The following is a 19,695-nucleotide window of genomic DNA, read 5'->3' as shown; positions in this document are numbered from 1 at the left end:
GCAGCCTCCCTCGGGTCAGCAGTACGGCCAGCAGCAGGACTACGGCCAGGCTCAGGGTTACGGTCAGCAGCAGGACTACGGTCAGGCCCAGGGTTACGGCCAGCAGCAGGACTACGGCCAAGCCCAGGGTTACGGCCAGCAGCAGTACGGCCAGGCGCAGCAGTACGGTCAGCCCGGCTATGGACAGCAGTACGGCCAGCCGTACGGGCAGCCGGTGGGCGTGCAGCCGCCCGGCGCGCCGGCCCCGCTCGCCGAGTGGTGGCAGCGCCTGGTGGCGAGGATCATCGACGGCGTCATCTTCGGCGTCGTCAACTACGTGATCGGCCTGATCGTCGGAGCGTTGCTGCTCGCCAGCTACAGCTCGACCACCGGGACGACGAGCGGCGGTCTGGGCCCGTTCGGCGTGAGCCTGGTGACCACGATCCTGTTGGCGGCGCTCTACGTCGGCTACGACTTCTTCCTGCACAAGATGAACGGCCAGACGGTCGGCAAGATGGTCATGGGCATCAAGGTCGTCCCCGTGGGCCAGGCGCTTCCTCCCGGCGGGCTCCCCACCGACATGGCCATCAAGCGCGCGGGTGTCACCTGGGGTGGCTACTTCTTCTGGTGGATCCCGTTCCTCGGGCCGCTGGTCGGCTTCGTCTGCGTCGCGTTGAACGGCGCGTCCCAGCTGTGGGACAAGCCGTTGCAGCAGACGTTCGCCGACAAGTTCGCCCAGACCGTGGTGGTGAAGATCAAGTAGTCTCCGCGGACCTAAACAGGGGCCGGCGTCCAGCCGGTCCCTGTTTTGTGTGTGCGGGCCGTACCAAAATGGGAGGGGCGGTTCCCCGACGCGAGGTGGCTTATGACCGGCACGCGGACGTACACGGTGCCCGCTGAATGGTGGGAACGACTGGCCGCCCGGCTCATTGAGGCTCTCGTCTTCGGTGCCTTCTATTACATTCTGTTCATCACGCTGTGGGGTGTCTTCCGAACTGTCGGGTTGTCCGGCGCGTTCGACGGCCGGCTGCCCGGCGTGTTCGCGTGGTTGGCCGCCGGGCTGGGATATACGGTCTACGACTGGGTCGCGCATTCCGGTGGCGGCCGGACGTTCGGCAAGGCGATCATGGGGATTCGCCTGGCCCCCGAGGGCCTTCCGCGCGGTGCGCTGCTGAAACGGGCGCTGGTGTATCCAGGGCCCGCGATGCTGATGGGCATTCCGGTCCTGAATCTGCTGGTCGGAATCTTCGCGTTCGGTGTCGGCTTGCTCATCCTGGTCGACAAGCCGTACGAGCGCGGGCCGCACGATAGGCTCGCGGGAACGCGGGTGGTCAAAGATCTTCGCTAGCCATGCGCACCTGCGCGGATAGCTTTTCGCAAAATTTTCTCTTGATCCGGTAAGGAGCCTGGAGAGACTGGCATTAAGCTGTGTGACGTCCGGGTTGCCGGATCTCGGCTCCCCTGCCACACAGTGGGGGTCAGTGTGCCGCTATGGTCGTGTGCGGGCGGTTCACCTCGCGAGGCGATGACGGCTCGCGCCCGACGGTCGGTCGGTCTTTAAGCGCCCCCTGAAACCAGGTCCGCTGTGGAGGCGAGGACGAATGGAAGCCGTAACAGACGTATTGTCAGCGCTCATCCCCCCGCTCGTCGTAGCCGGCGCCTTCATCTTTGGCGTTGTGAAGTTGGCGCGGTCGTCTGAGGGGCCCCGCGCGCGGGCAAACCGTGATCAGGCGGAGAACCGCTGATCAGCCGATCAGTCGAATCCCCGAAGCGCTGAATTGTGTCCGCGCCTTTCCGGGTATATGTTTGGGTCGGCGAATGAAACAATGCTCCGGGAAAGGATTGCGTAGATGGCCAAGCAGATCCAGGAGATTCTCATCGATGACCTCGATGGGGGCGAGGCCAATGAGACGGTCAGCTTCGCTATTGACGGCTCCACCTATGAGATTGACCTCAGCGACCTAAACGCGAAGAAGCTGAGGGACGCGCTCACGCCTTTCGTGCAGCACGCTCGCCGGGCAGGTGCCGTCTCCGCGCGTCGTCGTGGTCGTGGCGGGCAGCGTGCGATGAGCCGCGAGAAGAGCTCGGAGATCCGGCAGTGGGCCAAGGCTCACGGCCTGCCGGTCAGCGAGCGCGGCCGAATCGCCTCCACCGTCGTGGAGAAGTACGAAGCGGCGCACTAAGGTGCCGTCATCCGACCATGCGCTTATGCCGTTCGCCTAGGACCCCGGCGATCGCCATAAGCGCATGATCATTTGTGGGTTGCCCTCAACCGCTCGATGGTTACCCGCGTCGATCTTCTAATGCGCCCAAATACGGACGCTTGGATCGTCGACCCCTGATTCACGGGTGAGTCCCTTTTCTGGGGCTGGTTCGTTCCAGGAGGGCCATCGCGAGGGTCTTCCGGGAGCCGTCTGGTAACCGGGCTGACCAGTCAGAGGTAGATTTCTCCGTCTGGAACCCCTTGCCCGCAGGGCCTGTGGGTCACGACCGCGTCTGCCCCGCCGCGAGAAGTGGCGCCACGTTTGGACGTCCACATAGGATGTTCTGGTATGGGTTACGTACGCGGCAACCCTGACGTTCAGACGCGACCGCCCCAGGTCGAGTGGTGTGAGCGTCCGACGGCCGAGCCGTGCTGATCTGTCCCCGCCGAGGGGGGCAATTGCCGGTGCTCGCGAGTAGCGCCCTAAACCTCGTTCGCTTGCGGCGTATCGGGAACACGACGCCCTCTAACAGTAGTTGGATGGAGGGTGAACGCCCTGCTCCCGGGGAACGTTTCTGCTATAGAGCGTGTCAGTGGCAGAGGGCACGGTTCGCCGGGCCAGGGCTAGCATGCGGGATGACGGGACCGGATTTACCGGCCTGGCTGACCGCTCTGTGAGGAGCGACGAGATGTTCGAGAGGTTCACCGACCGAGCGAGGCGGGTTGTCGTCTTGGCCCAAGAAGAGGCCAGGATGCTCAACCACAACTACATCGGCACTGAGCACATTCTTCTTGGATTGATCCATGAAGGTGAGGGCGTAGCCGCCAAGGCTCTGGAGAGCCTGGGCATCAGCCTTGAAGGAGTGCGTCAGCAGGTCGAGGAGATTATCGGCCAGGGCCAGTCGGCTCCGTCGGGGCACATTCCGTTCACCCCGCGGGCCAAGAAGGTTCTTGAGCTGTCGCTCCGTGAGGCTTTGCAGCTGGGTCACAACTACATCGGCACCGAGCACATCCTGCTCGGGCTCATCCGCGAGGGTGAGGGTGTGGCGGCTCAGGTGCTGGTCAAGCTTGGAGCTGATCTCAACCGTGTCCGGCAGCAGGTCATCCAGTTGCTCCACGGTTACCAGGGCAAGGAGCCGGCCGCCGCGGGCGGCCCCCAGGAGTCGGCCCCGTCCACCTCCCTGGTGCTCGACCAGTTCGGCCGCAACCTGACCCAGGCCGCCCGCGAGGGCAAGCTGGATCCGGTCATCGGCCGCGAGAAGGAGATCGAGCGGGTCATGCAGGTCCTCTCCCGGAGGACCAAGAACAACCCCGTTCTCATCGGCGAGCCCGGCGTCGGCAAGACCGCCGTCGTCGAGGGCCTGTCGCAGAAGATCGTCAGGGGCGAGGTGCCCGAGACGCTGAAGGACAAGCAGCTGTACACGCTTGACCTCGGCGCGCTGGTCGCCGGCTCCCGCTACCGCGGTGACTTCGAGGAGCGCCTGAAGAAGGTGCTCAAGGAGATCCGCACGCGCGGCGACATCATCCTGTTCATCGACGAGCTGCACACGCTCGTGGGTGCGGGTGCCGCCGAGGGCGCCATCGACGCCGCCAGCATCCTCAAGCCCATGCTGGCCCGCGGCGAGCTGCAGACCATCGGCGCCACGACTCTCGACGAGTACCGCAAGTACCTGGAGAAGGACGCCGCGCTTGAGCGGCGCTTCCAGCCGATCCAGGTGGCCGAGCCCTCGCTCAGCCACACGATCGAGATCCTCAAGGGTCTGCGCGACCGTTACGAGGCGCACCACCGGGTGTCGATCACCGATGGCGCGCTGGTGGCCGCCGCCCAGCTGGCCGATCGTTACATCAGCGACCGCTACCTGCCCGACAAGGCGATCGACCTCATCGACGAGGCCGGTTCGCGGATGCGCATCCGCCGGATGACCGCTCCGCCGGATCTGCGCGAGTACGACGAGAAGATCGCCAATGTCCGCCGTGACAAGGAGTCCGCGATCGACGCGCAGGACTTCGAGAAGGCGGCCGCCCTCCGTGACCAGGAGAAGCAGCTGCAGCTCAAGCGCGAGCGGCGGGAGAAGGAGTGGAAGGCCGGCGACATGGATGTCGTGGCCGAGGTCACCGAGGAGCTCATCGCCGAGGTTCTCGCGACCGCCACCGGCATCCCGGTCTTCAAGCTGACCGAGGAGGAGTCGCAGCGCCTGCTCCGCATGGAGGACGAGCTCCACAAGCGGATCATCGGCCAGGACGACGCCATCAAGGGGTTGTCGCGGTCCATCCGGCGTACTCGCGCCGGTCTGAAGGATCCGCGCCGTCCCGGTGGGTCGTTCATCTTCGCGGGTCCGTCCGGTGTCGGTAAGACCGAGCTGTCCAAGGCGCTGGCGGAGTTCCTCTTCGGCGACGAGGACGCTCTGATCAGCCTGGACATGTCGGAGTTCATGGAGAAGCACACCGTCTCCAGGCTGTTCGGCTCGCCTCCCGGCTACGTCGGGTACGAGGAGGGCGGTCAGCTCACCGAGAAGGTGCGGCGCAAGCCGTTCTCCGTGGTCCTGTTCGACGAGATCGAGAAGGCCCACCCCGACATCTTCAACTCGCTGCTGCAGATCCTGGAAGACGGTCGTCTGACCGACGCCCAGGGCCGGGTGGTCGACTTCAAGAACACGGTCATCATCATGACCACCAACCTCGGTACCCGCGACATCTCCAAGGGCATCGGGGTCGGGTTCGCGAAGTCCAACGACACCGAGTCCAACTACGAGCGGATGAAGGCGAAGGTGCAGGAGGAGCTCAAGCAGCACTTCCGGCCGGAGTTCCTGAACCGTGTCGACGACATCGTGGTCTTCCACCAGCTGACGCCGAACGAGATCATCAAGATCGTTGATCTGATGCTCGCCCAGGTCGACGCCAGGCTGAAGGACCGCGACATGGGCCTGGACGTCTCGCCCGAGGCCAAGCAGCTGCTGGCCGACCGTGGTTACGACCCGGTCATGGGCGCCCGTCCGCTGCGCCGGACCATCCAGCGCGAGCTGGAGGACGCCCTGTCGGAGAAGATCCTCTACGGCGAGCTGCGTCCTGGTCAGGTCGTCAAGGTCACCGTCGAGGGCGAGGGCGACAACGCCAAGTTCATCTTCGTGGGTGAGCAGGCGTCGCAGATCCCCGACTCGGCCGCGGCGATCGCAGCGCCGATCCAGCACTAGCCGAAGATCGCCGAAGCCCCCGTGGGAGGTCTCTCCCACGGGGGCTTCTGGCATTGGTAAAGCGGCCGTTGCCTAATTGTTGGCTTGGCTGGTGCTTCGCCACCGCAAGTAGTACTACTGTGTGTAGAGTAACGCCCTAGTTCAATCCAAGAGAGTCGCAAGAGCAGGTTCCTACGTTGGCGACTGCTCCCTGAGGAGTACCGAGGAATCAACTCAGGGCGGACGCGTGCGCCACCGGGAGCAGGCATGCTCTACGGGGTCCGCATGTCCCTGAGCGGCGATGGAACACACCAGTGGAGGAAGCCGATGCGCCTGCGTCACGACGACGGAACGCTCGTTCACCTGGCCTACAACGCCGGCGTCCACCCCGCTGAAGACCTGGAGAACCTGATCGCCCACCTGACCCGCTACGCGGTGCCGGTGCGTAAGCGCCTCGGCGTCGAGCGGATGGGCGTCGGCCTGTGGCTCGCGCCGAGCGTGGCCGACCACCTCACCGCCGACCGCATCGAACTGGTGCGGCTGCGGCGGTCGCTGGAGGAGCGCGGGCTCGAAGTGGTGAGCCTGAACGGCACGGGCGGGCGCAACCAGGAGGTGCCCGGCCCCGACTGGGCCAAGCCCGAGCGCTACCGCTACACGATGGCGCTGGCGCGCATCCTCGCCTTCCTGCTGCCCGACGACGTACGGTTCGGCAGCATCTCCACCATCCCGATCGGGTGGCGCCACGACTGGCCCGCCGACCTCCACTCGATCGCCACCCGCCGGCTGGAGCGGCTGGCCCGCGAGCTGCGCGGCATCTACAGCGTCACCGGCAAGACGATCCGGGTCGGCTTCGAGCCGTGGCCCGGCTGCGTCCTGGAGACGACCGAGCAGGCGCTGGAGCGGGTGTGCGGCATCGACTCCGAGCACCTCGGCGTCTGCCTGGACGCCTGCCATCTGGCGTGCGGCGCTGAGGAAGCCGGCGCGGCGCTGCGCGGGCTCGCCGAGGCGGGCGCGCCGGTCGTCAAGCTGGGGCACGTCCACAGCCACACGGGTCAGACGCCCAGCACCGGCCCGGTCCTGCACGACACGCTCACGGCGATGCTGTCGGGCGCTGTGAGTGGCAGCGCGCACATCGAGGTCGAGACCCACAACCTGGCGGTCCCTGGCCGCGCCAAGGGGCCTGGAGCGCTGGTGTCCCTCCTGGCGGAGGAGCTCGACTGGGCCCGCGAGAGCCTCACCGGCCTCGGCCTCCAACTGGCCGCCTGACCCCCTCGGCCGACCCCTTCGGCTGGCTGACTGACCGCCTCGGCCGGCCCCTTCGGCTGGCTGTCTGACCGCCTCGGCCGGCCCCTTCGGCTGGCTGTCTGACTGCGTCGGTCGGCCGCCTGAGCGTCGGCGCTGTTCGGCAGGCAGTTTGGCCGTCCCTGGTGTCCAGCAGGCCGCGTGGCCGTCGGTGCTGCCCGGTGGCTGCCTGACCGTCCCCCTTGTCCAGTTGGCTGTCTGGGCGTCTCCTGCAGGCCAGGCAGGCGCGTTCGGCGCGTTGCGTAGGCGCCCACGGCCTTCGTCGGCCCGCCTGCCGGGCGGGGACGCCGAGGCCCGCCCGTGCCCGTCCCTCTTCGGGGTGGCGGCGGCTTGGCGGGTCGGGAGAGACGGGCTGGGGCGGGCGGGTGAGGCGTCAAAGGGTGCCGAACCAGCCGGGGGTGTCGAGGCGGAAGAGGTCCGGTGGGGTGACCTTGCGGAGGTCTGCCTCGATGGCCCTCAGGCGGTCCGCGCCCAGTTGGTCGGCCCAGCGGCTGCGGAGGTCCTCGAAGATGTGCGCCGACCGGACGAGGGCGTCGACGCCGCGCCCGGTCAGCCGGACGATCTTGCGTCTCGTGTCCTGCGGGTCCACGGTGCGTTCCACGTAGCCGAGGCGTTCCAGGGACTCGATCGTCTTGCCCGCCGCCTGTTTCGAGACGCCGAGTGTGCGGCCGAGGTCGACGGCGGTGGTGCCTGCCTGCCCGATGGCCTGCATGACGAAGCCGTGCATGGGGCGCAGGTCAGGGTGGCCCTGACGGGCAAGCTCGGCGTGCAACTCGTCGATGAGCACCCTGAACCCGAGCAGGAGGCGGAGCGGCAGTTCGAAGCCGGGGGCGTCGCTTGACACGATAGACAACCTGGTTAACTATATAGACAACGTTATTGTCCATATTAAGGGATTCCGAGATGACTGTCATTCGTGATGCCGACGCGCGCCGCTCAGAGACTCCGGGCGGCGTCATGACCACGTTCGCGTCCCCCACCCAGGGCGGCTCCTCGCGGTCGATGTGGCGCGTGGACGCCAAGCCCGGCGCGACCGGCCCCGTCCACAGCTTCGACAGCGAGCAGGTGTGGACGTGGATCGACGGCGCGGCCACCGTCGACCTGGACCAGGAGACGTTCACCGTCACCCCGGGCGACACCGTGGTCATGCCCGCGGGCGCCACCCGCCGCGTGCTGGCCGACCCGGAGGCGGGTTACGCGGCCATCGTCACCGCACCCGCCGGAGCCCGTGCCACCACCGCCGACGGCACCGAGCACGGCGTGCCGCCATGGATCGCCTGACCCCGTTCACCCCCGCACCCCGAGGAGACACAGATGCCTACGATCCCGTCCGCTGACGCCCGCAGGACCGAGACGCCCAACGCCGTCATGACCACCCTCGCCTCACCCACCCAGGGCCCCGCCGGGCAGGCTGTCTGGCGCGTCGACGCCAAGCCCGGCATGGAGGGGCCCGTCCACGCCTTCGACAGCGAGCTCATCTGGACGTGGATCGACGGCTCGGCCACCGTCACCCTGGAGCGCGACCGGTTCACTGTGGGCCCCGGCGACACGATGATCCTGCCCGCCGACGTGACCCGCCAGATGTCCGCCGACCCCCGGGACGGCTTCGCCGCCATCGTCGTCGCGCCCGTGGGAGCGCGCGTGTACAACCCCGACGGCACCTCGGACCCTGACGCCTGCGACATCGCCCCCAAGGGGACCGAACGCACCGTCCCCCCGTGGGCCCGCTGACCCGCCGAAGCTCGTCGCCTCGGGGGAGGGGCCCCGTCCGGCAGGACGGGGATCAGCTTGAGGCACGTCCATGGCGGTTTGCGGCGTAAGCGGGGCCAGGCGCTCGGAATGTGCACCGGACGGCAGGAGCCGGTCTCGACGGGGTTGCCGCCGTAGGCGGGCCCGGGGCGTGGTCAGGCGTGGGGGAGGCGGTAGGTGCCGTCGTCGAGGTGCTCGGCGAGGCCGTCGGTGATCAGGCCGTCGAGGGCGCGTTCGCGCTGCACTGGATCGTCCCACACGACGTCCAGCGCGGACTTCGGCACCGGGCCGTGGGCCGCGCGGAGCACCGCCAGCAGGCGGCCCCTGCACTGGCGGTCGGTGCCCGCGTACGACTGGCCCTTGCGGGCCGGCCCGGCGTGCGGGGGTTTGCCCGCGAGACGCCAGGCGCAGACGGACGCGATCGGGCAGTCGGCGCATCGGGGACCGCGGGCCGTGCAGACCAGGGCGCCGAGCTCCATGACGGCCACCCCCCAGCGGGCGGCGCCGAGTTCGGGCAGGAGCGACTCGGCGAGCCGTCGCTCGGCGGCCGAGGTCGCCGTCGGCGGGTACTCCTCGGCGCGCACCGCCCTGGCGAACACGCGCCGCACGTTGGTGTCGAGCACGGCGTGCCGCCCGCCGTACGCGAAGCTGGCCACCGCCGCGGCGGTGTACTCGCCGATGCCCGGCAGGCCCAGCAGGGTCGCGTGGTCGGACGGCACCTCGCCGCCGTGCTCCTCGGTGATGGCCCGCGCGCACGCGTGCAGCCGCAGCGCCCTGCGTGGGTAGCCGAGCCGGCCCCAGTGCCGTACGGCCTCGCCTGGCTGCTCCGCGGCCAGGTCCTTGGGGGACGGCCAGCGTTCCATCCACTCGTGCCAGACAGGCAGGACGCGGACGACCGGGGTCTGCTGCAACATGATCTCGCTGACCAGCACTCCCCAGGGCGTCGCGGACGGAGCGCGCCACGGAAGGTCCCGGGCGTTGTCCTCGTACCACTCCAGAACGGGCTCGTGTAGGAGGTTCGGCTCAACCACGGGCCCAAGGGTATGCGGAGACGGCCTTCGGCCGCTCGCCTACAGGGTTCGGCGATGTCGAGATGGCCAACAGCGGCGTGTCGTCACCCTCCGTGGTCGATGAATTACCATGCTGTAACTATGGATCCGGATACGATGCGTGGCGACGGCGGCGACGTCTACTGGCGACGGCGTATGAGCGTGCTCGTCGCGGTGCTTGTGGTGGTCGCGGTCGTGGCGTGGGCGTGCTCCACCCGGGCCGCCGGGCCGCAGCGGTCGAGCGCGCAGTCCTCGGCCAGCGCCTCTCCCACGCCAGATCCTCTGCTCGCCGGGCTGCGCACGCTGGCCATGGGCACCGCCAGCCCGTCGCCGTCGCCGACGCCATCGCCGACGGCGTCGGCTTCGCCGCCCTCGAAGAAGGGCGCGGCGGCGGCGCACGGCAGGCGGGCGGGCGAGCCGTGCAACGAGCGCGACCTGGTGCTGAGCATGCAGGGCAAGCAGGACGTCTACGCCGGAGCCGACCAGCCCAACTTCCTCGTCACCCTGGTCAACACCGGCCCTGTCATGTGCCGGGCCGACGTTGGGCCGCGGGCGATGGAGGTCCGCATCACGTCGGGCGATGACCGCATCTGGTCCACGGCCGACTGTGTCAGCGGCGCGGGCGTCGAGGTGCAGGACTTGGAGCGGGGTGTCCCGTACGTCCGCTCGCTGGACTGGGACCGCCGGCGCTCCAGTGCCGACTGCCGCAGCACGCCGTCCGACGCCCTGCCGGGCACGTACGTCGCGGTGGCGCGGATGGGCAAGCTGAAGAGCTCGATGGGCGTCTTCCACCTGCGCTGAGCTCGGTGTCCGGCCCGGCTGCGACCGGAAACGGGGGTCGCTCCTGATCGGCCCGTGCTCGTTCAGCACGATGAGGCCGACAGAACGCCCGAGGGCGTCTATTAGATAGAACGATTGATCTACTGCCGATCTCATGCCAGAATCGGACAGGTGACGACGAGACCCGGACCCCGCGAACGGCTCCTTGACGCCGCCCGCGACCTCACCTATGCCCAGGGCGTACACGTCGGCGTCGACGCGATACTCAAGCAGGCCGATGTCGCCCGCCGCTCGCTCTACCAGCACTTCGGCGGCAAGGACGGGCTCATCGTCGAGGTGCTGCGCACCAGCGCCAGCCTGACCGGCTACCGCCAGGTCATGGACGACGCCGGCGACGACCCGCGCGACCGCGTCCTCGCCGTCTTCGACGAGTTGGAGCGAATCACCACGCAGCCGTCCTTCCGGGGGTGCCGTTACACCGCGGCCGAGCTCACCCTCACGGACCCGGACCACCCCGCCCACGCGGAGATCCGCGCCTTCAAGGACGGGTTGCACGAGCTCTTCACCGCCGAGTTGACCCGCCACGGCCACCCGGCGCCGGGCTTCGGCGCCGAGCAACTCGTCGTGCTCGTCGACGGGGTGCTCGCTCACGCCGTCACCCGCCCGGACGCCCACCCCGCCCTGGCGGCACGGGCGATGGCGGAACTCGTCCTCGGCCGCTGAACCAGCCCGCCTGCCGGGCCCGTCTGTCCGGAAAGGCGGGTGGGTGTCAGACGTACCGTTCGAGGATGGAGGACTCGGCGAGGCGGGACAGGCCCTCGCGGACGCTGCGCGCCCTGGACTCGCCCACACCACCCACGACCTGCAGGTCGTCGATGTTGGCCGCCAGCAGCTTCTGCAGGTTGCCGAAGTGGTTGACCAGCCGGTCGACCACGGTGGCCGGCAGCCGCGGAACCTTGGCCAGCAGGCGGAAGCCGCGCGGGCTCACCGGCCCGTCGAGGGTCTCGTCGTGCCCGAGGATGCGCGCGACCGCCGACAGGTCAAGCAGCTCGCTGGACGACAGCTGGTCGAGGTCGTGCATGGCCTCCGAGAGGCGGCGCTGGCGGCGCCCGGAGGGGGCCGGGAGGTAGTCGCGCACCACCAGCTCGCGCTCGGAGTCGACGCCCGCCACCAGCTCGTCGAGCTGCAGCGAGAGGAGCCTGCCGTCGGTGCCGAGCTCGACCACGTAGCCCTTGATCTCGTCGGAGATGCGCCTGACCATCTCCAGTCGCTGCACGACCGCGCTCACGTCGCGGACCGTGACCAGATCCTCGATCTCCAGGGCCGACAGCGTGCCAGAGACCTCGTCGAGCCGGTGCTTGTAGCGTTCGAGGGTCGCCAGGGCCTGGTTGGCCTTGGACAGGATCGCCGCCGACTCCTCCAGCACGTAGCGGATGCCGTCGAGGTAGAGGGCGATGATGCGCATGGACTTGCTGATCGCGATGATCGGCAGGCCGGTCTGCCTGGCGACCCGCTGCGCCGTGCGGTGGCGGGTGCCCGACTCGTCGGTGGCGATCGCGGGGTCGGGCACGAGGTGGACGGCGGCGCGCACGATCTTGTAGTCGCCGTGCTTGAGCACGATCGCGCCGTCCATCTTGGCCAGCTCGCGCAGCCTGGTGGCGGAGAAGTCGACGTCGAGCTCGAAACCGCCGCTGCAGAGCTGTTCCACGACGCCGTTGTAGCCGAGCACGATCAGGCCGCCGGTCTGACCGCGCAGGATCCGCTCCAGGCCGTCGCGCAGTGGTGTGCCCGGGGCCACCGAGGCCAGGGCTTCGCGACGGCGGTCGTCAAGACTCCTGTCGTTTGGCACCAGACCCCCGTGTCGAAATAGTCAGGCTCAGCTTAGCCGTGCTATGTGACGTGCGTGAGCGCGTCCCAGACGTTCTCTGCCTCGACCACTTCGAAACCGGGTGCGAACGGGGCCGAGCCGACGGGCACCAGGGCCCGCTGGCCGCCGCGCCTTCTGGGGCCCTCGTCGAGCGATCCCTTGGGCACCAGCCCGCGCTTGAACCCCAGTCTGGCGGCCTCGCTGAGCCGCTGCCGGACGTCCTTGACCGGGCGTAGTTCGCCCGCCAGCCCCACCTCGCCGAGCGCCACCAGGCCGGCGGGCAGCGGCTTGTCGCCGGCGGCGCTGGCCACCGCCAGCATGACCGACAGGTCGACCGCCGGGTCGGCCAGCTTGATGCCGCCGACGGTCGCGGTGAACACGTCGCAGCCGCCCAGCTTGGCGTTGAGCCTGCGTTCCAGCACCGCGAGGATCATCTGCACCCGGTAGGTGTCGAGCCCGGACGACGTGCGCCTGGGCTGCTGCGCCTCCGTGCGGGCGACCAGCGCCTGCACCTCGGCGGGCAGCGGCCGGGTGCCCTCGACGGTGACGGTCACGCAGGTGCCCGGCACCGGCTCACTGCGCCGCGACACGAACAGCCCGCTCGGATCGGTGATGCCTTCGATGCCGCGTTCGTGCAGGTCGAAGCAGCCCACCTCATCGGTGGGGCCGAACCTGTTCTTGATCGCCCGCACCATCCGCAGCCGCGAGTGACGGTCGCCCTCGAAGTTGAGCACGACGTCGACGAGGTGCTCCAGCGTGCGCGGGCCGGCGATCGAGCCTTCCTTGGTGACGTGGCCGACGAGCACGGTCGCCATGTTGCGCTCCTTGGCGAGCCGCACCAGGTTGGCGGCCACCTCGCGCACCTGGGTCACCCCGCCGGGCACGCCGGTCGCCTGCGCCGAGCCGATGGTCTGCACCGAGTCGACGACGAGCAGCCTCGGCTGGACCTTCTCCACGTGTGTCACCAGAGCCGACAGCTCGGTCTCGGCCGCCAGGTACAGGTGATCCTGGATGGCCCCGATGCGGTCGGCCCGCAACCGCACCTGCGCCGCCGACTCCTCGCCCGTCACGTACAGGACGGTGTCGCGCTCGGCGATGCGCGCCGCCGCCTCCAGCAGGAGGGTCGACTTCCCGATGCCGGGCTCGCCCGCGAGCAGCACCACCGCGCCGGGCACCATGCCGCCGCCGAGGACCCGGTCGAGCTCGCTCACGCCGGTGGTGCGCGCGATCGCCACTTCGGCCTTGACCTGGCCGATCGGCACCGCCGGCGCGCTGGTGGCACCGGCCTGGACCACGTTGACCCCGGCGCGCGCCCCCTCTTCGTCGACCGTGCCCCACGCCTGGCACTCGCCGCACCGCCCCACCCACTTCGTGGTGCGCCACCCGCACTCGGCACAGCGGTAACCGGGCTTCTGCGCTGACTTGGCCATGCCGAGCAGGCTAGCGGCCCCGGCCGACAATCTCCGCAAGATCTGGCCCGCGCCGACCGCCTCGGGGCGGCGGCCGCGCCAGGTCGTGGGTCACACGCGGCGTGCGGGGGCGTGGTCACAGGGTGTGCAGGGGGTGGGGGTTACCCGGGGGTGTGCAGGGGCGTGGGTTACCCGGGGGCGGTTCGGTGGGCCCTCGGAAGGGTCAGGCGAGGCCCAGTTCGGAGACGATCATGCGCTTGGGCTTGGCCCCCACGATCTGCTTCACCGGCTCGCCGTTCTCGAACAGCAGCATCGTCGGCAGGCCCATGACGCCGTAGCGGGCCGAGATCTCGGGGTTCTCGTCGCTGTTGAGCTTGCCGATCGTCAGGCCGTGTTCGGCCTCGATCTCGGCCAGCACCGGCGCGACCATCCGGCAGGGACCGCACCACTCCGCCCAGAAGTCGACGAGCACCGGCTTGTCGCTCCTGAGGACCTGCTCCTCGAAGTTCTCCGTCGTCAGTGTGATCATTTCTCTCCCCTTACGAAACAGCCCGGGCAGGACTCGGCGAGCTGGGCGGCCACCTCGGCCCGCCTGGCGAGCAGGACGCGGATCTCGTCGTCGATCTCGGCCAGCTTGCGCCGGTAGACCAGCACGGACTCGCGGCACACCCCGCCGGAGCTGTGCCCGGCGCGGAGGCAGTCGACGAACGGCCGGGTGTCCTCAAGGGTGAACCCCACGGCCAGCAGCGCGCGGATCTCGGACACCAGCCTGACGTCCTCCTCGGCGTACTCGCGGTATCCGTTGGGCCCCCTGCGGGCGGTGAGCAGCCCGTGCTGCTCGTAGTAGCGGAGCGAGCGGGTGCTCACCCCCGCCCGTGCGGCCAACTCTCCGATGCGCATGCAACCACGGTAAACGTTGACACCGACGTCAAGGTCAAGGCCTCAGTAGTGGCGCCAGCGCAGCACGTTGGGGTAGGGCAGTTCCAGTCCGGGCGTCTCGGCGATGGCCTGCTCCGCCACCTCGGGCGCGAACTCGATGCGCAGGACGGCTTCCAGGTCGGCCCGGCGCTCGAAGGTCATCCGCAGGTCGAGCGGCTGCCGCTGCCAGCCGTGACGGTCCCAGAAGGCCTCCACCTTGGACGCCGAGTAGGTGGGCACGGTACGGGAGAACCAGCGGCCGAAGGAGCCCCGGGTGGCGTCGAGGTCGATGACGAAGGCCGTGCCGCCCCGCCGCAGCACGCGCGACAGCTCGCGCAGGCCGGGCTCGCAGCCGGGGCCGAAGAAGTACGCCCAGCGCGCGACGGCGACGTCCACGGAGGTGTCGGCCAGTGGGAGGTCCTGCGCGGTGGCGGCGTGCACCTCGACGCCCGCCAGCCCGGCGCAGCGGCGGCGGGCGAGCGCCGCCAGGTCGTGGTGCGGCTCGACGCCGATCACCCTGGACGCGTCGGCGGCGTAGCCGGGCAGGTGGTAGCCGGTGCCGCAGCCGATGTCGAGGACGGTGGCGCCGTCCCAGGGGCGCAGCGCGCGCATGGCGGCGTCGGCGACGCCGTCGGGGTCGGCGGCGCGGTTCTCCAGCTCGTAGATCTGCGGCGTGTTCCAGATGTTGGGGCTGGGTACGGCGCCTCTGGCGATGCGGGGCATGTCACAACGGTAGGCGCAGACTGCATAGGTGCAGACTCCGCTGCCTTTGGTGAGCCGCTGGACGCGGCTCACCAAAGGGCTCGCGCGCCAGATCGGCTTCTCCGGCTTAGGCTGGCAACGTGGCTGATGTCATCCGCGTGCCCAATGCGAAGATCGCATTGTCCACCGCCTCGGTATATCCCGAACGCACTCCTGACGCGTTCGAACTGGCAGCGCGCCTGGGGTACGACGGTGTCGAGATCATGGTCGGCGCCGACCCGGTGAGCCAGGACATCGACGTGATCGAGCGGCTTTCCGAGCACTACCAGGTGCCCGTGCTGGCCATCCACGCGCCCTGTCTGCTGGTGACCCAGCGGGTCTGGGGGCGCGATCCGTGGGCCAAGCTGGTCAGGGCGCAGCAGGCGGCGGAGCGGCTCGGCGCCTCGACCGTCGTGGTGCACCCGCCGTTCCGCTGGCAGCGCGACTACGCCCGCGAGTTCGAGACGGGGCTCGCGCGGATGCGCGATGAGACCGATGTCACGTTCGCGGTGGAGAACATGTTCCCGCTGCGGGCGAGGGGCAACGACGTGGTGCCGTACGCTCCCGACTGGAACCCGATCGACTACGACTTCCCGCACGTCACGCTCGACCTGTCACACACGGCGGTGTCGGGCTCCGACGCGATGGAGATGGCCACCAAGCTCGGCGACCGCCTCGCCCACCTGCACCTGGCCGATGGCGTCGGCACGACGAACAAGGACGAGCACCTCGTCCCCGGCAGGGGCAACCAGCCGTGCGCGCCCATGCTGGAGCGGCTGGCAGGAAACGGCTACAGCGGGCTGGTCGTGTTGGAGATCAACACGCGTAAGGCCGCCAGCCGCACGGAGCGCATCGACGACCTGGCCGAGGCGCTGGCCTTCGCCCGCCTGTACCTGGCGGCGTCCTCATGAACGTGGGGCCGATGCGTGAGCTCGGCCAGGTGTTCGACAGCGTCGCCGACGCCTACGACGCGGCCCGTCCCTCCTACCCTGACGAGCTGTTCACGGCGCTGTCGGAGGTGTCGGGCGTCCTGTTCGAGGGCGCGACGGCGGTGGACGTCGGCGCGGGCACGGGCATCCTGACGCGCGCCCTGCAGGCGCGCGGCGCCCGGGTGGTGGCGGTGGACCCCGGGGCCGAGATGCTGGCCCGCCTGGTCTCCCGCCTGGACGAGCCCGCTGCCGCGGTGGCGGCGCTCCGGGGCGACGGCAACGCGCTGCCCCTGGCCGGCGCGACGGCCGACCTCGTCTGCTATGCGCAGTCGTGGCACTGGCTCGACCCGGCCGAGTCGATCGCCGAGGCCCGGCGGGTGCTGCGTCCCGGCGGCGCGATCGCGGGCTGCTGGAACTTCTCCGACGCCGCCTCGGCCGGCTGGCTGGCCGAGTTCGAAGAGCGGCTGGCGCGGGAGTTGCCGACGTACTGGGGGCCCGCGGCGGAGAAGTGGGCGCCGCCGCCGATCGCCACCGCCTTCGAAGTGGTCGAGGAGCGCTGGATCCCCTGGACGAGGTTGGTCGGAGTCGAGGACTTCCTGCTCGACCTGCGCTCGCACTCCTACATGGCGGCGCTGCCGCGGGAGGCCGCCGACGATCTGGTCGGGCGGCAGCGTGCGGCGCTGATCAAGGCCTTCCCCGAGGGCGTGCTGTCGGTGCCGATGCGGGTCTACCTGGCGGTGGGCAGGTGACCGTGAAGCGCCGCCCAGGGCGCAGGCCCGGGGCCGCCGACACCCGGGGCGAGATCCTCACCGCGGCCAGGCGGGTCTTCGCCGAGAAGGGGTTCGACAAGGCGACGGTCCGGGGCATCGCCAGGGAGGCGAAGGTCGATCCGGCGCTGGTGCACCACTACTTCGACACCAAGGAGGGCATGTTCGCGGCGGCGATGGCGCTGCCGGTGACTCCAGAGCAGGTCATCCCGTTGCTGCTCGACGGGCCGTCCGAGAGCATCGGCGAGCGGCTGGTCCGGATGCTGCTGGAGGTGACCGCCGAGCCGGAGACACGCGAGCCGATGATCGCTCTCATCCGCTCCGCCATGACGAACGACCAGGCCGTCACGATGTTCAGGGAGTTCATCACGAACGCGCTGCTGTACCGGGTGGCCGACTCGCTGGGCGTCCCGCACCTGCGCGTGGAGGCGGCGTTCGCGCAGATGCTCGGCGTGATCATGAGTCGGTACGTGCTCAGGCTCGAGCCCCTGGCCAGCGCTGATGCGGAGGAACTGGTGGAGCTGCTGGCGCCGACCATCCAGAGGTACTTCGCCGTCTAGAGCATTGTTCTCTAGAGTGGGATGTATTACCCCGGAAATGTTACTCGCGGGTACCCTTCCGGGGAGGCCTGGCCGGCGGCGCCACCGTACGCTGGCAGGCAACGTCGTCTGTGGGAGGACCCCGTGCTCTGGGTGGCCATCATCGGGCTCATCATGACCGTCCTGGCAGTGGCCGTCGCGGGCCGCAGGGCGCTGTTCCTGTTCAGGCTCGCGACCGTGGGCCCGCCTGCGCCCGAGCGCCTCGAGTACGCGAAGGCGCACGTGGGCGACGAGGTCAAGGCGCAGCTCGTCGAGGTGTTCGGTCAGAAGAAGCTGCTCAAGTGGACCCCGTCGGGAATCGCGCACTTCTTCGTGATGTGGGCGTTCTTCATCCTGCTGACCGTCTACATCGAGGCGTACGGCGCGATCATCCAGGGTGCGATCACCGGTGAACCCGACTTCCGCATCCCGCTGATCGGCACCTGGGCGGTGCTCGGCTTCCTGCAGGACTTCATCGCCGTCGCCTGTCTGCTGGGCCTGGTCGCGTTCGCCGTCATCCGGGTCAAGAACTCGCCCAAGACGCTGGGCCGCGAGTCCCGCTTCTCCGGCTCGCACCTGAGCGGCGCCTGGCTCGTCCTGTTCATGATCTTCAACATCATCTGGACGCTCTTCCTGGCCCGCGGCGCGTCGGCGGCCAACGGCAACTTCCCGTACTCCTCCGGCGCGTTCGTCTCGCTGGCGCTGGGCGACGCGCTGCCGCACAGCGCGCTGCTGGAGGAGATCGCGCTGCTCCTGCACATCGGCTTCATGCTGGTGTTCCTGGTCATCGTGGTGAACTCCAAGCACCTGCACATCTTCACCGCGCCGCTGAACGTGCTCTTCTCCCGCCGCCCCGACGGGCTGGGCGCCGCGTCCGAGCTGCGCGTCGACGGCAAGCCCGTCGACTTCGAGGACGAGGACCTCGACCCCGAGCGGCTGGGCCGCGGCAAGATCGGCGACACCACCTGGAAGGGCTTCCTCGACTTCTACTCCTGCACCGAGTGCGGCCGCTGCCAGTCGCAGTGCCCGGCCTGGAACACCGACAAGCCGCTGTCGCCGAAGATGCTCATCCTCGACCAGCGCGACCACGCCTTCAAGGTGGCCCCGTACCTGATGGCGGCGTCCACCGAGCACGCCGACACCGACGTGCTCGCGCTGCTGGAGAAGCCGCTGGTCGGCGAGGAGGGCGTGATCCACCCGGACGTCCTGTGGTCGTGCACCAACTGCGGCGCCTGCGTCGAGCAGTGCCCGGTGGACATCGAGCACATCGACCACATCCTCGACATGCGGCGTTACCAGGTGATGGTCGAGTCGTCGTTCCCGTCCGAGGCGGGGGTGATGGTGAAGAACCTGGAGAACAAGGGCAACCCGTGGGGCATGTCCGAGATGAAGCGGGCTGACTGGATCGAGGAGCTGGACTTCGAGGTCGAGCTCGTCGAGGACAAAATGCCCGAGGACGCCGAGTACCTCTTCTGGGTCGGCTGCGCCGGCGCGCTGGAGGACCGCGCCAAGAAGACCACCAAGGCGGTGGCCGAGCTGCTGCACATCGCGGGCGTGAAGTTCGCGGTGCTCGGCCCGATGGAGGCGTGCACCGGCGACCCGGCCCGCCGCCTGGGCATGGAGTACCTGTTCAACATGCTCGCCCAGCAGAACATCGAGACGCTGACCGAGGCCGGCGTCAAGAAGATCGTCGCCACCTGCCCGCACTGCTTCAACACCCTGGCCAACGAGTACCCGCAGCTCGGCGGCGCGTTCGAGGTGGTGCACCACACGCAGCTGCTGGCCAAGCTGGTCGACGAGGGGCTGCTCACTCCGGTCACGCCGATCGAGGAGAAGATCACCTACCACGACCCGTGCTTCCTCGGCCGCCACAACAAGGTCTACTCCCAGCCGCGCGACATCATGGCGAAGGTGCCCGGAGTCCAGACCCAGGAGATGCACCGGCACAAGGACCGCGGCTTCTGCTGCGGCGCCGGAGGCGCGCGCATGTGGATGGAGGAGCGCATCGGCAAGCGCATCAACACCGAGCGCGTGGACGAGGCGCTGACCACCAACCCCGACACCGTCTCCACCGCATGCCCGTTCTGCATGGTGATGCTCGGCGACGCCATCAACGAGAAGAAGAACAGCGGTGAGGCCAAGGAGTCGCTGGAGGTCGTGGACGTGGCCCAGCTCTTGATCAAATCGGTCAAGGGAGTGTCCTGACCGGGAGAACGCCGGCTTCTTGACAGGGGTTGTGGAGAAGATCTGCACG

At 69.1% G+C, this 19,695-nt stretch carries 20 protein-coding genes; 13 read left to right on the top strand and 7 right to left on the bottom strand.

The window, feature by feature from the left end; translation table 11 throughout:
* The 5 genes from ABZ297_RS03745 to ABZ297_RS03725 all read left to right on the top strand — a co-directional run.
* Positions 1-742, top strand: a 742-nt coding sequence (locus ABZ297_RS03745) for an RDD family protein (RefSeq protein WP_355338843.1), incomplete at its 5' end; no start/stop codon positions are given.
* Positions 743-844: 102 nt separating this feature from the next.
* Complete coding sequence (locus ABZ297_RS03740; protein WP_355338840.1) at positions 845-1,327, top strand: RDD family protein; 483 nt, start codon at positions 845-847, stop codon at positions 1,325-1,327.
* 502 nt (positions 1,328-1,829) lie between these two features.
* Positions 1,830-2,162 carry an Lsr2 family protein gene (locus ABZ297_RS03735; RefSeq protein ID WP_350804889.1) on the top strand — a complete coding sequence of 111 codons (333 nt, stop codon included), beginning with the start codon at positions 1,830-1,832 and terminating at the stop codon, positions 2,160-2,162.
* 709 nt (positions 2,163-2,871) lie between these two features.
* Entirely contained in the window at positions 2,872-5,373 is a 2,502-nt protein-coding gene (locus ABZ297_RS03730; protein ID WP_355338837.1) for an ATP-dependent Clp protease ATP-binding subunit, read from the top strand.
* 306 nt (positions 5,374-5,679) lie between these two features.
* Positions 5,680-6,618, top strand: coding sequence for a TIM barrel protein (locus ABZ297_RS03725; RefSeq protein ID WP_355338834.1), 939 nt, complete (start codon positions 5,680-5,682; stop codon positions 6,616-6,618).
* 409 nt (positions 6,619-7,027) lie between these two features.
* Here ABZ297_RS03725 and ABZ297_RS03720 read toward each other — a convergent pair whose 3' ends face one another.
* On the bottom strand, positions 7,028-7,498 hold the full coding sequence (locus ABZ297_RS03720; RefSeq protein WP_355338831.1) for a MarR family winged helix-turn-helix transcriptional regulator: 471 nt from the start codon (positions 7,496-7,498) through the stop codon (positions 7,028-7,030).
* A gap of 59 nt (positions 7,499-7,557) precedes the next feature.
* Between ABZ297_RS03720 and ABZ297_RS03715 the strand changes: the two genes are divergently transcribed.
* Together ABZ297_RS03715 and ABZ297_RS03710 are read left to right on the top strand one after the other, a co-directional pair.
* Entirely contained in the window at positions 7,558-7,935 is a 378-nt protein-coding gene (locus ABZ297_RS03715; RefSeq protein ID WP_355338829.1) for a cupin domain-containing protein, read from the top strand.
* A 33-nt stretch (positions 7,936-7,968) separates the two neighbouring features.
* Positions 7,969-8,385, top strand: a complete 417-nt coding sequence (locus ABZ297_RS03710) for an AraC family ligand binding domain-containing protein (protein ID WP_355338827.1) — start codon at positions 7,969-7,971, stop codon at positions 8,383-8,385.
* Between the two features lie 173 nt (positions 8,386-8,558).
* Here ABZ297_RS03710 and ABZ297_RS03705 read toward each other — a convergent pair whose 3' ends face one another.
* On the bottom strand, positions 8,559-9,434 hold the full coding sequence (locus ABZ297_RS03705; protein WP_355338824.1) for an A/G-specific adenine glycosylase: 876 nt from the start codon (positions 9,432-9,434) through the stop codon (positions 8,559-8,561).
* A gap of 120 nt (positions 9,435-9,554) precedes the next feature.
* Between ABZ297_RS03705 and ABZ297_RS03700 the strand changes: the two genes are divergently transcribed.
* Both ABZ297_RS03700 and ABZ297_RS03695 read left to right on the top strand, forming a co-directional pair.
* Entirely contained in the window at positions 9,555-10,253 is a 699-nt protein-coding gene (locus tag ABZ297_RS03700) for a hypothetical protein (protein WP_355338821.1), read from the top strand.
* A 150-nt stretch (positions 10,254-10,403) separates the two neighbouring features.
* A complete protein-coding gene (locus ABZ297_RS03695; RefSeq protein ID WP_355338818.1) occupies positions 10,404-10,955 on the top strand; it encodes a TetR/AcrR family transcriptional regulator in 552 nt (183 codons plus the stop codon).
* Positions 10,956-11,001: 46 nt separating this feature from the next.
* Here the strand turns inward: ABZ297_RS03695 and disA are convergent, their stop codons facing one another.
* The 5 genes from disA to ABZ297_RS03670 all read right to left on the bottom strand — a co-directional run bounded on the left by disA (position 11,002) and on the right by ABZ297_RS03670 (position 15,149).
* A complete protein-coding gene (gene disA / locus ABZ297_RS03690) occupies positions 11,002-12,081 on the bottom strand; it encodes a DNA integrity scanning diadenylate cyclase DisA (RefSeq protein WP_355338815.1) in 1,080 nt (359 codons plus the stop codon).
* A gap of 41 nt (positions 12,082-12,122) precedes the next feature.
* On the bottom strand, positions 12,123-13,529 hold the full coding sequence (gene radA / locus ABZ297_RS03685; RefSeq protein ID WP_355338812.1) for a DNA repair protein RadA: 1,407 nt from the start codon (positions 13,527-13,529) through the stop codon (positions 12,123-12,125).
* Positions 13,530-13,731: 202 nt separating this feature from the next.
* Positions 13,732-14,037 carry a thioredoxin gene (trxA, locus tag ABZ297_RS03680; protein ID WP_350804875.1) on the bottom strand — a complete coding sequence of 102 codons (306 nt, stop codon included), beginning with the start codon at positions 14,035-14,037 and terminating at the stop codon, positions 13,732-13,734.
* Positions 14,034-14,408, bottom strand: a complete 375-nt coding sequence (locus ABZ297_RS03675; RefSeq protein ID WP_355338809.1) for a MerR family transcriptional regulator — start codon at positions 14,406-14,408, stop codon at positions 14,034-14,036. The genes trxA and ABZ297_RS03675 overlap by 4 nt, the downstream gene beginning before the upstream one ends.
* A 42-nt stretch (positions 14,409-14,450) precedes the next feature.
* Positions 14,451-15,149, bottom strand: a complete 699-nt coding sequence (locus ABZ297_RS03670; RefSeq protein ID WP_355338806.1) for a class I SAM-dependent methyltransferase — start codon at positions 15,147-15,149, stop codon at positions 14,451-14,453.
* Positions 15,150-15,268: 119 nt separating this feature from the next.
* Between ABZ297_RS03670 and ABZ297_RS03665 the strand changes: the two genes are divergently transcribed.
* The 4 genes from ABZ297_RS03665 (at position 15,269) to ABZ297_RS03650 (ending at position 19,646) form a co-directional block, all read left to right on the top strand.
* Entirely contained in the window at positions 15,269-16,078 is an 810-nt protein-coding gene (locus ABZ297_RS03665) for a sugar phosphate isomerase/epimerase (protein WP_350804870.1), read from the top strand.
* 11 nt (positions 16,079-16,089) lie between these two features.
* Positions 16,090-16,845 (top strand): class I SAM-dependent methyltransferase, encoded by a 756-nt coding sequence (locus tag ABZ297_RS03660; protein ID WP_355338802.1) that lies wholly within the window; start codon positions 16,090-16,092, stop codon positions 16,843-16,845.
* Positions 16,842-17,423, top strand: a complete 582-nt coding sequence (locus tag ABZ297_RS03655; RefSeq protein ID WP_355338799.1) for a TetR family transcriptional regulator — start codon at positions 16,842-16,844, stop codon at positions 17,421-17,423. Before ABZ297_RS03660 ends, ABZ297_RS03655 begins: the two co-directional genes overlap by 4 nt.
* 123 nt (positions 17,424-17,546) lie before the next feature.
* Positions 17,547-19,646, top strand: coding sequence for a (Fe-S)-binding protein (locus ABZ297_RS03650; RefSeq protein ID WP_355338797.1), 2,100 nt, complete (start codon positions 17,547-17,549; stop codon positions 19,644-19,646).
* Positions 19,647-19,695: the final 49 nt, after the last annotated feature.

The organism is Nonomuraea sp. NPDC005983 (genome assembly GCF_040614375.1).
Taxonomy (GTDB): domain Bacteria; phylum Actinomycetota; class Actinomycetes; order Streptosporangiales; family Streptosporangiaceae; genus Nonomuraea.
Note: the sequence above shows the minus strand (reverse complement) of the source record. Positions and strands in the feature narration are given on the sequence as shown.

Bases quoted from the DNA above. Each gene is read 5' to 3' on its own strand.
- ABZ297_RS03740 (WP_355338840.1), top strand. From the start codon at position 845: ATGACCGGCACGCGGACGTACACGGTGCCCGCTGAATGGTGGGAACGA.
- ABZ297_RS03725 (WP_355338834.1), top strand. From the start codon at position 5,680: ATGCGCCTGCGTCACGACGACGGAACGCTCGTTCACCTGGCCTACAAC.
- ABZ297_RS03675 (WP_355338809.1), bottom strand. From the start codon at position 14,408: ATGCGCATCGGAGAGTTGGCCGCACGGGCGGGGGTGAGCACCCGCTCG.
- ABZ297_RS03735 (WP_350804889.1), top strand. From the start codon at position 1,830: ATGGCCAAGCAGATCCAGGAGATTCTCATCGATGACCTCGATGGGGGC.
- radA (WP_355338812.1), bottom strand. From the start codon at position 13,529: ATGGCCAAGTCAGCGCAGAAGCCCGGTTACCGCTGTGCCGAGTGCGGG.
- ABZ297_RS03730 (WP_355338837.1), top strand. From the start codon at position 2,872: ATGTTCGAGAGGTTCACCGACCGAGCGAGGCGGGTTGTCGTCTTGGCC.
- ABZ297_RS03715 (WP_355338829.1), top strand. From the start codon at position 7,558: ATGACTGTCATTCGTGATGCCGACGCGCGCCGCTCAGAGACTCCGGGC.
- ABZ297_RS03660 (WP_355338802.1), top strand. From the start codon at position 16,090: ATGCGTGAGCTCGGCCAGGTGTTCGACAGCGTCGCCGACGCCTACGAC.
- ABZ297_RS03700 (WP_355338821.1), top strand. From the start codon at position 9,555: ATGGATCCGGATACGATGCGTGGCGACGGCGGCGACGTCTACTGGCGA.
- ABZ297_RS03710 (WP_355338827.1), top strand. From the start codon at position 7,969: ATGCCTACGATCCCGTCCGCTGACGCCCGCAGGACCGAGACGCCCAAC.
- ABZ297_RS03670 (WP_355338806.1), bottom strand. From the start codon at position 15,149: ATGCCCCGCATCGCCAGAGGCGCCGTACCCAGCCCCAACATCTGGAAC.
- trxA (WP_350804875.1), bottom strand. From the start codon at position 14,037: ATGATCACACTGACGACGGAGAACTTCGAGGAGCAGGTCCTCAGGAGC.